The organism is Syntrophorhabdaceae bacterium (genome assembly GCA_028698615.1).
Lineage (GTDB): Bacteria > Desulfobacterota > Syntrophorhabdia > Syntrophorhabdales > Syntrophorhabdaceae > Delta-02.
The window spans coordinates 1-12,561 of record JAQVWF010000061.1 but is presented as its reverse complement, the minus strand read 5'-3'; the positions used below and the strand labels follow the sequence as shown (position 1 = coordinate 12,561).

8 protein-coding genes are annotated in these 12,561 nt (G+C 58.1%); all 8 read left to right on the top strand.

Annotation, left to right across the window (positions count from 1 at the left end; all coding sequences use genetic code 11):
- A partial coding sequence (locus PHC90_13135; protein ID MDD3847286.1) for a CoB--CoM heterodisulfide reductase iron-sulfur subunit B family protein occupies nt 1-535 on the top strand: 535 nt, incomplete at its 5' end.
- 31 nt (nt 536-566) lie between these two features.
- Nucleotides 567-5,036, top strand: coding sequence for an FAD-dependent oxidoreductase (locus PHC90_13130; protein MDD3847285.1), 4,470 nt, complete (start codon nt 567-569; stop codon nt 5,034-5,036).
- A gap of 11 nt (nt 5,037-5,047) precedes the next feature.
- Nucleotides 5,048-5,509, top strand: a complete 462-nt coding sequence (locus PHC90_13125) for a hydrogenase iron-sulfur subunit (protein ID MDD3847284.1) — start codon at nt 5,048-5,050, stop codon at nt 5,507-5,509.
- Complete coding sequence (locus PHC90_13120; GenBank protein MDD3847283.1) at nt 5,506-6,174, top strand: methylenetetrahydrofolate reductase C-terminal domain-containing protein; 669 nt, start codon at nt 5,506-5,508, stop codon at nt 6,172-6,174. Before PHC90_13125 ends, PHC90_13120 begins: the two co-directional genes overlap by 4 nt.
- Before the next feature lie 318 nt (nt 6,175-6,492).
- On the top strand, nt 6,493-7,620 hold the full coding sequence (locus tag PHC90_13115; GenBank protein ID MDD3847282.1) for a hypothetical protein: 1,128 nt from the start codon (nt 6,493-6,495) through the stop codon (nt 7,618-7,620).
- Complete coding sequence (locus PHC90_13110) at nt 7,581-9,242, top strand: glutamate synthase-related protein (GenBank protein ID MDD3847281.1); 1,662 nt, start codon at nt 7,581-7,583, stop codon at nt 9,240-9,242. Before PHC90_13115 ends, PHC90_13110 begins: the two co-directional genes overlap by 40 nt.
- A gap of 34 nt (nt 9,243-9,276) precedes the next feature.
- A complete protein-coding gene (locus PHC90_13105) occupies nt 9,277-11,607 on the top strand; it encodes an FAD-dependent oxidoreductase (protein MDD3847280.1) in 2,331 nt (776 codons plus the stop codon).
- Nucleotides 11,583-12,209, top strand: a complete 627-nt coding sequence (locus PHC90_13100) for a rhodanese-like domain-containing protein (protein MDD3847279.1) — start codon at nt 11,583-11,585, stop codon at nt 12,207-12,209. The genes PHC90_13105 and PHC90_13100 overlap by 25 nt, the downstream gene beginning before the upstream one ends.
- Nucleotides 12,210-12,561: the final 352 nt, after the last annotated feature.

The window sequence follows — 12,561 nt, the reverse complement described above, 5'->3', positions numbered from 1 at the left end:
CTTTGTCGAGATACTCCTGAAGGACGTTGGAGCGGCCGCCCTGCGCAAGAAGATCGTCAGGCCCCTGACGGGCCTCAAGGTGGCCGCCTATTACGGCTGTTATCTGGTCCGTCCGCCGGAAGCCACCAATTTTGATGATCCTGAGAACCCGACCATACTGGAGCGCCTCATCGATGTGACGGGCGCGGAGAACGTGGAGTGGTCGGGAAAAGTGGATTGCTGCGGGGGCATGCAAAACCTTACACGGACACAGATCACCGTCCGCAGGTCGGCCGCCGTCATCGAGATGGCGCAGGCCGCCGGGGCACAGTGCATTGTCGTCGCCTGCCCCATGTGCCAGATCAGCCTCGACGTGCGACAGGCCGACATGGAGAAGCTCCTTGGCAGGAGATACAATATGCCGGTCATCTACCTCACCCAGCTCGTAGGTCTTGCCCTTGGAATTCCGCCTGAGAAACTTGGATTCGACAGGCTCATGGTGGACCCGGCAGTCATATTGAAGGCAGCAAGGGAAGCGGTCCCGTCGAGAAGTTAAGGGACAATTGGAGACTATTTAAGGTTACGATATGGATAAAAGTCAAAAGAAATTAACAGGCGCTGTGCTGGTTCAGGGCGGCGGTATCGCCGGCATTCAGGCGGCCCTCGACCTCGCTGATTCGGGGTTCAAAGTTTATCTCGTGGAACGTGACGCTGCCATCGGCGGCATGATGGCCCACCTTGACAAGACATTCCCCACCGGCGACTGCGCTACCTGTATTGTATCGCCTAAACTGGTCGAATGCGCCCGCAACATAAATATCGAGATCCTCACCTTTTCCGAGCTTGTCGGCCTTCAAGGGGAACCGGGAAATTTCAAGGCGAAGGTCAAGGTTTCTCCCAGCTATGTGGATGAAGCGAAATGTACCGCCTGCAGCCAGTGCACGGACGTGTGCCCTGTCGACGTGCCCAATGAATTTGACCGCGGCATGGGTACGAGAAAGGCGATCGCCAAGCTTTATGCCCAGGCGACACCCAACAAGTTCGGCATTCTCAAGATGGGCCACGCGCCCTGCAAGGTGGCATGCCCGGCCAACATAAACGTCCAGGGCTATATCCAGTTGATCAAGAAGAAGGAATACCTCAAGGCCGTTGATCTCATTCGGGAACGCAACCCGCTCTCCGCCATCTGTGGACGGGTCTGCACCCATCCCTGCGAAGCTGAGTGCACGCGCAATGACATCGATTCGGCGGTCTCCATCAGGCTTCTCAAGCGTTTTGCTTCCGACCAGGAAATGAAGATGGTCAGGTCCGGTGAACGTGCCTTCCCCGATGAGGTTACTCCGTCAGAGGGTGCCAGGAAGGTTGCCGTCGTCGGCGCCGGACCTGCCGGTCTTACCGCTGCCGCCGACCTGGCGGACAGGGGCTACGCGGTGACGGTTCATGAAGCCGCCCCGGAAGCAGGCGGGATGCTGCGCTGGGGTATTCCCGCCTACCGTCTGCCCAAGGACGTCCTCGATTACGAGGTGGAGCTTATCCGCCGCAAGGGCATCACGTTTGTCTGTAACAGCCGTGTCGGCACGGACATCTCCATGGAGGAACTGCGCCGGGAGAACGAGGCTGTCTTCTTAAGCGTCGGTACCCAGAGCAGCCGGTCCCTGGGTGTTGAAGGCGAGGACCTGCCCGGAATCAGCTATGGCCTCGACTTTCTGCGCCAGGCGGCAGATAAGACAAACCCTCCGGGAGTGAGCGGCAAAGTGGTGGTCATCGGCGGCGGCAACGTTGCCGTCGATGTGGCCCGCAGCGCCATGCGCCTCGGTGCGGAAGCGGTCGAGATGGTAAGCCTGGAAGCGCATTACGAGATGCCGGCCCTGCCCGAAGAGGTTGCCGCCGCGCAGGAGGAGAATATCGGGATCTTGAACGGCTGGGGCCCGAAACGCATTCTCGGAAACGGCAAGGTCGATACCATTGAGTTCAAACGCTGCACCAGGGTGTTCGATGAGAACGGGAGATTCAGCCCCGTCTACAACGAGAGCGAGACAACAACGGTGAAAGCCGATCGGATCGTCATAGCGATAGGCCAGGCAGTGGATAAGGATTCCCTCGGCACCATGGGAGCCGCGACACAGGGGAGCTGGTACAAGGTCGACACGGTCACGCTGGAAACGTCCGTAAAAGGCGTGTTTGCCGGTGGTGACGACGTTCCCGGCAGTGCCACCGTCATCGGTGCCGTAAGCGCGGGCAAGCGCGCGGCGGAGTCGATCGACCGGTACCTCAAGGGCGAGGACATGCTGTCGGACCGCTTCGAGTCCACCGTGAGACCCATTGCTCCCGAGCTGCTTCCCGAAACGAGAGGCAGGGAAAAGAAGCCCCGCGCCGAACAGGGCATACTCCCGGTTCCCCAACGCACCGGCAACTTTGCCGAGGTTGAAGAGGGCCTTACCGAAGAGGCGGCCCTGGCTGAGGCGGAACGGTGTCTCAACTGCGCCATGTGCTCCGAGTGCCGGCTGTGTGTTGCGGCCTGCGAGCAGCATGCCGTGGAACATTCGATGACGGAAAGAATAATCGAGCTCGATGTCGGTTCCGTGATCCTGACGCCCGGTTTTGAGGAATTCGACGCCGCGAAAAAGGGCGAGTACGGCTATGGCCGGTACCCCAATGTCATCACCAGTGTGCAGTTTGAGAGGATGCTCTCGGCTTCCGGGCCCTTCGACGGTCACGTCATCCGGCGCTCCGACGGCAGCCCCGCCAAACGCGTGGCCTGGATACAGTGCGTCGGCTCGCGGGATACCCGCTGCGGAAATGAATACTGCTCCTCGGTCTGCTGCATGGTCTCGACAAAACAATCTATGATCGCCGCCGACCACCTGCCGGGGCTGGAAGCGACCATTTTCTACATGGATATCAGGGCCCACGGCAAGGATTTCGACCAGTACTACGAGAGGGCAAAACAGCAGGGTGTCAATTACGTCAAGGGCATACCGTCCCGCATCATCCAGATGCCCCACACGAAAGACCTCCGGGCGACATTCTACAACGAAGCCGGTCAGTTGCAGGAGCGGGACTTTGACCTCGTTGTCCTGTCTGTCGGTATGGAACCGGGCCTTGCCGCCGTGGATGCGGCGAAGCGCCTGGGTTTTGAACTCAATGAATACGGTTTCTGTGCTACCGACAGGTTCACGCCGCTCAATACGTCACGACCGGGCGTCTTCGTCGGCGGCGCCTTCCAGGAACCGAAGGACATACCGGAAACGGTGACGCAGGCGAGCGCCGCCGCTTCAATGGCCATGGAGCTGCTCTCCCGTGCCCGCAACACGCTCACCACGAAAGCGGTCTACCCCGACGAGCACGATGTTACCGACGAAGAGCCCAGGATAGGTGTCTTCATCTGCCACTGCGGCCGCAACATCGCCTCCGTGGTGGACGTGGAAAAAGTGGTCGAAGCCGCGGCCAGAGAACCGAACGTCATCTTTGCAACCCATACGCTGTTCACCTGTTCCGACACGAGCCTCGACAACATCCGCGGCACCATCCGCGAAAACCGGCTCAACCGTGTCGTCGTGGCCTCCTGCACACCGCGCACCCATGAGCCCATCTTCCGCGACACCCTGCGTGAGGCGGGCCTGAACCCCTATCTCTTTGAAATGGCGAACATCCGCGACCAATGTTCCTGGGTGCACTCGGCGGTACCGGAAAAAGCCACGCAGAAATCGATCGATCTGGTCAGGATGTCTGTCGCCCGGGCCAGCCGCCTCACCCCATTGCAGGGTTCTTTCTCCGATGTCGTTCAGAGCGGCCTTGTCATCGGCGGCGGTTTAAGCGGCATGACGGCGGCCCTGGCACTTGCCGGGCAGGGGTTCGAGACACACCTCATCGAAAGGTCTGATAAACTGGGCGGCAATTTCCTCGATCTCCATTACACGCTGGAACACGAGGACCCGAGCGGGTTCCTCGCCGGTCTCGTCGACCGCGTCCGGAATAGCGATAATATCGTTCTGCACATGAACTCCGAAGTGAAGAATGTTGCCGGTTTCGTCGGTGATTTCCAGGTGACCCTCAATGAGAACGGCCAGGAAACCGCCGTGCCATGCGGCGCGATCGTTGTGGCCACCGGCGCCGTCCGGGCTGTTACGGCGGATTTCCAGTACGGCCGATCCGCCAGCATCATTACCCAGTCGGACCTGGAGACCGCCCTTCACGCCGGCACCTTTCCTTCCACCAACCGCAATATCGTGATGATACAGTGCGCCGGTTCGCGCAATGACGAGAGGTCCTATTGCAGCCGCATCTGCTGCTCCATGGCGGTAAAGAATTCACTTAGGCTGAAAAAGCTCAGCCCCGACGCGAATATCATTGTCCTGTACCGCGATATCCGCACATATGGCTTCCGGGAGAAATATTACAAACAGGCCCGCGAAGCCGGCGTTATCTTCATGAGATACGAAAAGGAACAGCCGCCTGTCATTTCCGACAGCCATGATCTGGTCACGTTCAGAAGCCCCGACTTCCCTGAGCCGGTCGAGATCGAGACCGATGCCATTGTGCTCAGCACCGGTATCGATGCCCCGAAGGATAACCGTAAGCTGGCAGACATGCTCAAGGTACCTTTGAATGCCGACGGGTTCTATGTGGAGGCGCACCCTAAACTGAGGCCCGTCGAGTTTGCTACTGAAGGTATATTCCTGTGCGGCCTGGCCCATTCGCCGAAGATGTCCGACGAGAGTATCTCCCAGGCGCGGGCGGTTGCCTCCCGAGCCGCCACCATCCTTTCCAAGGTCCGGTTGGAGGTTGGCGGGCAGGTATCCAGCGTCGACCAGGAGAAATGCATCTCCTGCATGACCTGCGTCAGGGCGTGTCCTTACCATGCACCCTTTGTCAATATGAACAGCAAGGCGGAGATTGCCGCCGCGGCCTGCATGGGCTGCGGTATATGCGCCTCGGAATGTCCGGCACAGGCCATCCAGCTCAGGAATTTCGAGTCAGATCAGTTTCAGGGCATGCTGGAGGCTCTGTTAACGGAATCGAGTGAGGCCGGCAATGCCGAATCGGCGCCGAAATAAGGAAGATGGTTATGAACGCAAATAATTCCGAACCCGTGATCGTGGCTTTTTGCTGCCATTACTGTGCCTATGCCGCGGCGGATCTGGCCGGCTCAGGGCGTCTGCAGTATCCGCCCAACATCCGCATCGTCCGGTCGCCGTGCACCGGCAGGCTGGAGATCAATTTCTTCATGAAGGCCTTTGAGGCCGGTGCCGACGGCGTGCTCGTCGCCGGCTGCGAGGAAGGCAGCTGTCACTTCAAGGAGGGCAATTATCTGGCAAAGGGCAGGGTGAATACCGCCAGGCAGCTGCTGGAGGAGGCCGGCCTTGAGCCTGAGCGCCTGCGCATGGTCAATGTGAGTGCCGCCAGTTCCCAGAAATTCGCCGAATATGTCCGCGAGATGGTGGAAATGGTGAGCAAACTCGGCCCCTCCCCCGTTAAGAAAATGAAGATGAGAAGTGCCAAGAAAGAACAGACAGGAGCAATACTATGATAGTTGCCGAAAGAAAAACAATTTCTGAACTTGTCGAGATATTAAGGCCCCACAAGGACATTCTGGTGCTTGGCTGCGGAACCTGCGTCACCGTCTGTCTGTCCGGAGGCGAACGGGAGGTCAGCATCATATCATCGGCGCTGCGTATTGCCTCCCGGGTTCAGGGATTGGATCTGACGATCAATGAACTCACCATCGAGCGTCAGTGCGACAACATCTTCATCGAACAGGCCGCGGAGGCCATAGGGAAAGTTGATGCCGTGCTGTCGACGGCCTGCGGCGCAGGGGTACAGGCTATTGCCGAGCGGTTCCCCTCAAAGCCGGTCTATGCCGGACTCAACACGACCTTCCTGGGCATCCTCGAAGAGCGCGGCGTGTGGACGGAAAAGTGCGCCGCTTGCGGCACCTGTGTTCTGCACAAGTACGGCGGCATATGCCCCATCACCCGCTGTGCCAAGCGCATGCTGAACGGACCGTGCGGGGGCTCCCGCGAGGACAGGTGCGAGGTGCGGCCCGACAGACCCTGCGCATGGCAGCTCATCTACCGAAGGCTCAAAGACATAGGCCAGCTTGAAAGACTGAAAGAAATCGAACCGCCCAAGAACTGGAATTCCAGCCTGTCCGGCGGGCCGAGGGTGTTGATAAGGGAAGACCATAAGGTATAGAACACCAGACGTCAGGTTTCCTGTCTAAAAAGGCAGCCGCTCTCGGGCAACGGCGGGATACATAACCGGGAGGCCGGAAGATCGGCTCCCGTCGATGACCGCACAGTAAGCATTAGACGTTGACGGATGTGCCCCTGAGCGATACAATTATTCGTGATGTTCAAGCCTGATCGACTCGCTGTATCTGTCCGGCAGGCCGATATGAATCTGCCGGCGTCCATGAAGTTCCTCTCCCCGGGGTATACCCGGGTATCAAGCTCATTGCTAAAACTAAACTGGTCGAAGACGGTTTGAGAGAAAACCGGAAAGGAGGTTGTCATGTGTCGCCTGGCTGCGATCACATCGAATGAATACCTGAACCCCATGGAATGCATCGGGGCCCTGGAGACCATGCACGAGGGCCACGACGGCTCGGGGATGGGGCTTGTCCTCAAGAACCTCGGCGGCGAACTGGCCGAGTTCAGCGATTATCCCGTGCTTTCAGGCATCTGCTCCAGGGACGGGCTCCACACCCTCGATGAATATCTCTTTCATGCCGGATTCCGGCTGAAACACCAGTGGCGCCCGGCCTTGAAGCCCGTGAAGGATATCAAGCGCAGGGACCACTATTTCGCAAAGGTCTATGACTACCCGGAAGAATACGAGGAACGGACCCGCGAGGAAAAGGAGGAGCTTCTTCTTCAGACGCGTCTGACCCTTCGCATGATGGGCGAGGCCGACGGTTCCATAACCGTTTTTTCTTTTTACCCGGACATCGTCACCATCAAGGAAGTGGGGGACCCGCTCCAGCTTGGAGAATTTTTCGGACTATCCGATTCCCGGCTGAAGGCGAAGATCATCTTTGCCCAGGGAAGGCAGAACACGAATTACGACATCAACCTCTATGCCTGCCACCCCTTCTTTATCCAGGGGTTCGGTTCCATGACCAACGGCGAAAACACGGCCTTCGTGCCCATCAGGGAGTTCCTGGCGAGCAGGGGATTTCCCGGCTACATGGGGTACAACAGCGACAGTGAGGTTTTCACCCACATTCTCCATTATGCCGTGAAGAAACTGGGCTATCCCCTGCACTATTACAAGGACGTCATCACGCCCTTGAGCGACGGTGATCTGGCGCGCCGCGAAGACAGCGAGGTTCTGTCCCTCATGCGTGTTTCTCTTCGCCCGTTGTGCATCGATGGACCGAACGTTGTCATCGGCTTCACGCCCGACGGCTCCTGTTTCATGGTCCACGACGCGAAGAAATTGCGTCCCGGCATTGTGGGCGGTATCAAGGGCAAGGTGGGACTGGTGTCGGAGGAGTGCGGACTTGACAGCATGATCCCCGAAAGAGAGGGCGCCATGGATATCTTCCCCATGAAATATGACATGGTCATCATTTCGCCGGGGGCGCAGGAGGTGAGAGTATGGAATCAGCTTTACGGCTGGACCACAATCATGAACTGACCGTTAAGGACCTTCCCTATATCGTTGTGTGGCGCGACGACAGGTGCAAGAGATGCGGACGATGCACCGCCGTGTGTCCCATGTTCGCCATTGAGCCTTCGGTGGCGGTCAGGCGCGTGGTAAGCTCCGAAGATGCATCCCCCTCTCCGAAGGTTACCAGGAAGACCATTGTCGTTGTCAGGCAGACCACGGACATCGGGCGTTACTGCACCGGGTGCGGCACCTGCACCCTCGTGTGCCCCAACGATGCCATAGAACCCGTCTTCAATCCCCAGCACAAGTTTCTCTTCCACAAGAACCCGGGAGGGTATCCTTATCGCAGGGGCGGCAGGCGGAACGATCCCGGGGAGTCCACGCTTGATCACCTGAAATTCACGCGCATATCGATGCTGACCGACCCGGCGCTTGATGCGGGCCGCCACGAGTTCAGGATACGCACCTATCTCGGGCGCATTCTTCCGCCGGAAAAGATGCCCTTCAAGGCAAAGGAAGACAAACTGGAACTGACGAGCGGGGGAACCAGGTTTGTCCCGCCCGTCCGCGAGATATACCCGGTTATGGTCGGCAGCATGTCCGTGGGCGCCCTGTCGCCGACAATGTGGGAGGGGCTGGCAATGGGGGTCGTGTACCTCAACGAGGTCGAACATATGCCCGTCGTCATGGCGTCCGGGGAGGGCGGCATACCGCCGAGGCTTCTCAAATCAAGATTTATCAGGTATTTGATCCTCCAGATAGCCTCAGGTTATTTCGGGTGGGACGAGATCATACGGGCCATTCCGGACATGGTCGACGACCCCTGCGCGATAGAGATCAAGTACGGGCAGGGGGCGAAACCCGGCGACGGCGGATTGCTTATGGCGGAAAAGGTCACGAAGCTCATATCGGAGATCCGCGGTGTGCCGCAAGGGATGGACCTGCCTTCCCCCCCGACGCACCAGACGCAATATTCCATCGAGGAGTCGGTGGCGAAGATGATCCAGGCCATGTCCATGGCCTTCGGTTTCAGGGTCCCCGTGTTCCCCAAGATATCGGGAACGAGGACTGCCAATGCGGTGCTCAACAACCTGCTGCGCAATCCCTACGCCGGCGGGCTGTCCATAGACGGTGAGGAAGGGGGTACGGGTGCGGCGTACAACGTCTCTCTCGACAAGATGGGCCACCCCATCGCATCCAATGTTCGCGATTGCTATCTTGACCTGGTTCGGCAGGGAAGGCAGAACGAACTGCCGCTCATCGCCGCCGGCGGTGTGGGCAAGAAGGGCGGCCTCGCGGCCAATGCCGCGGCGCTTATCATGCTGGGAGCGTCCGCGGTGTCTGTCGGAAAATACATGATGCAGGCCGCCGCCGGGTGTTTCGGTGATGAGATGAACCGGTGCAATGTCTGCAACATCGGCACGTGTCCGCGGGGCATCACCACCCAGGACCCGAGGCTCTACCGCAGGCTCGACCCGGAAAAAGTGGCCGAAAGGGTGGTTGAGGTCTTCAGGTCGCTGGATGTGGAATTGAAAAAGATCTTTGCCCCGCTGGGCAGGAGCACGGAATTGCCCATCGGTATGTCCGACGCCCTGTGCGCGGACGACGCGGATATAGCCAGCCGGCTGCAGATAGGCTATGTCTGCTGACAGGGAGAGAAGGGTAGGGGAGCGAGGCAGGGCCATGGCAAAGATTATCGAAGGCGATAGAAATGAACAGCGCACAGATTCGAGAGCGCTCGATGAAGAGATACGCGAGGCGATTCGCGAGGGCTCGACGGAACTTCACGTCCTGGCGCGGGGTCAGCACGGCATCGGAGGCCGCCTGTGGGGTTTCCCCGAACCGGTGACGATCACCGTCGAGGGGCCCGTGGGCCAGCGGCTCGGCGGGATGGGGATGTTCGGAACGAAGATCGTCGTAAAGGGCAGTGTTTCCGATGACGTCGGATGGCTCAACTGCGGCGCCGAGATCACGGTTCTCGGCGATGTCGGCAACGGAGCGCATAACGCCGCCGCGCAGGGGAGGCTCTATGTTCAGGGCTCCGGCGGGGCCCGCTGCGATACGATGACGAAACACAACCCGAAGTACGATCCACCCCAGTCCTGGTATTTTCGCGATGTGGGCGATACCTTTGCCGAGTTCAAGGCCGGAGGCATTGCCGTCATCTGCGGCGTCAACCCCAGGAACAGGAACAATATCACAGGCTATCGTCCCTGCGTGGGAATGGTCGGCGGGGTCGTCTATTTCCGCGGTTCCATCGAAGGGTACAGCGAGTCCGATGTGAGGCTCCTTGAACTGACGCCCCAGGACTGGCAGTGGCTCAAGACGAACATGAAGCCCTTCCTCAAGGCCATCGAGCGTGACGGTCATTACAGGGAACTGACAAAAGACCCCGGTACCTGGAGAAAACTCATCCCTTTTACCGCGAGGGAACGGGAAAAGACAAAACCCATGAAGATATCCCTCGGTGAGTTTCGCGAGGCGATATGGGAGGCGGGCACCGGCGCGGGCGGCATATTCGCCGAATACATCGACCATCCGCGAACAGTCCTGCCCTATATAACAACGGGACAGGACAGGCGTTTTCGCCCGTCATGGAACAACGCGAAGTATGCCCCGCCGTGCGAATACACCTGCCCCAGCGGGATACCGACGTGGCAGCGCACGCGTCTCATCCGCGAAGGGAAGCTGAGTGAAGCTCTGGAACTGGTACTGCGCTACAGCCCGCTGCCGGCCAGCGTCTGCGGCGAGGTCTGCGCCCACCTGTGCATGCAGGGATGCACGCGCGCTATAGTCGACAGGCCTCTCGACACGGAGGAGTTCGGCAAGGCGAGCCTCAAGCTGTCCCTCCCGGACCATGAGAAGCCGACAGGCAGGAAGGTCGCGGTCATCGGCGCGGGAGCGGGCGGACTTTCGGCCGCGTGGCAGCTTTCACTGAAAGGCCACAGCGTCGACCTTTACGATGCAGAGGAAAAGATCGGCGGAAAGCTGGAGTACTTCATACCTAAACGGAGGTTACCCCAGCGCGTGCTGACGACGGAGCTCGGTCGTTTCAAAAAAATGGGCATCAAGGTCCACGCTGGTGTTAAGGTGGACAGGGAGAAATTTGACGAGATCTATGCCCGCCATGATGCGGTCGTCGTGGCCTGCGGCGCTCATAAACCGCGCGTGCCCGCCATGAAGGGAGCCGGTGACATGGTACCTGCCTACGATTTCCTCCGCAGTGCAAATTCAAAGGGGGCGCCCAATCTCAAGGACAAGAAGGTTGTCATCATAGGCGCGGGAAATGTGGGCATGGACGCGGCCGCCGAGGCCTTCCGTCTCGGAGCCTCCGGGGTCACCGCCGTCGATATTCAGAAGCCGGCTGCCTTCGGAAAGGAACTGGAGATTGCCGAATCCCTGGGGACGAAGGTCCTCTGGCCCCGTTCGGTCTCATCCTATTCAGCGAAGAAGGGCAAGGTCGCCTTCACCGATAAGTCATCCATCGACGCCGATTACGTTGTTGTCTCCATCGGAGATACACCGTCAACGGGTTTCCTGCCCGAGGGCGTCCACGTGAAAAAAGACGGCTGGATAGAGGCCGACGAGGCTGGTCACACCACGGATGCGAAGATCTTTGCCGTTGGTGACGCCGTCAGCCCCGGTCTCGTGACCCATGCGATAGGTCACGGCAGAAGGGCGGCCCTTGCCGTCGACGCCCTGCTCGCGGGGCGTTCTTTCTACAGGACCGAACAAAGGCCAATTATCCCCTTCGAGCGGATCAAGACCGTCTACTACGAGGCCTGCAAGGCCGGGCCCGTCGAACTGGGCGCCGAGGCGAACCGCTGCCTCTCCTGCGCCGTTTGTCGCGACTGCCACATGTGCGAGGCAACCTGCCACTACGGTGCAATATCACGCGTGGAACACAAGGACGGCAGCTACGAATACGTCGTCGACGACAGCCTCTGCATAGGCTGCGGCTTCTGCGCCGGGGTGTGTCCCTGCGGGATATGGGAGATGGAGGAGAATCCCTAGGAATTCTCTTCTTCGTTCCGGCAAGAGGGAACATGTCTTCTTTCCGTCGTCCCGGAGGTGATCCGGGACCCAGGTTTCCCCCTTTTTCTTATCCTTACCATTTGCTTATATCTATGCAAGTACTGAACATGCTTGATTTCTTGACAACAATCGGTTTCATTCTTAGTATTGTTGGAACAAATCCAAAGGAGGTAGCTGAAATGAAAAAGAGTTTTTTATCGGTTCTTTTTTTATCGGTTTTTGTTTTCATGATAATTTGTGGTCTCTCCTACGCGGCAGAAAAAGCATCCTATGTGGATATTCCTCCTGCTGAAGCGAAGGTCCTGATCGAGAAAACCCCTGGTATCATTATTATTGATGTCTCGCCAGCATATGCAAAAGGACACCTGCCGAAAGCAGTCCACTACTACATAGGCGACGGATCTCTTGATAAGGCCATTCCTAAATTGGATAAAGAGAAAACGTACCTCGTCTATTGCCATGTAGATAGAGTTTCCATTCAAGGTGCGCAAAAACTCATTGACGCTGGATTCAAGAAAGTCTATCGGCTTAAAGGAAACTACAAAGCGTGGGTTGATGCCGGTTATCCCATTGAAAAATAGTCCTTTGGCAATCAATGAAATGTGAATGAAGGATGCATCCATTGTTGCAGGCTTTTCAGGTAGCTGGTTCCAGCATTAAATAACGACATGACTATAGCATGGAGCGAGTCGGCCTGAAATCAGGCCTCTCGTTCATGCTGGCGTTAGGGGGACTGGGGGGGACATTCTGAAGAACTTAAATCACTTTTCAATACCGCTTAAGCGCCTTAGAAAAGGGAAACCAAGAGTTTCTTAATTTCTTAAGAGTGCTATAACTAAACCCGGAGATTGAAAAGGTTACCTCGACCGGATAGGCTAATGGAAATCGCCAAATCACCAGAAAGCCTAAAGGAGGAGGTAACCATCATGAGTA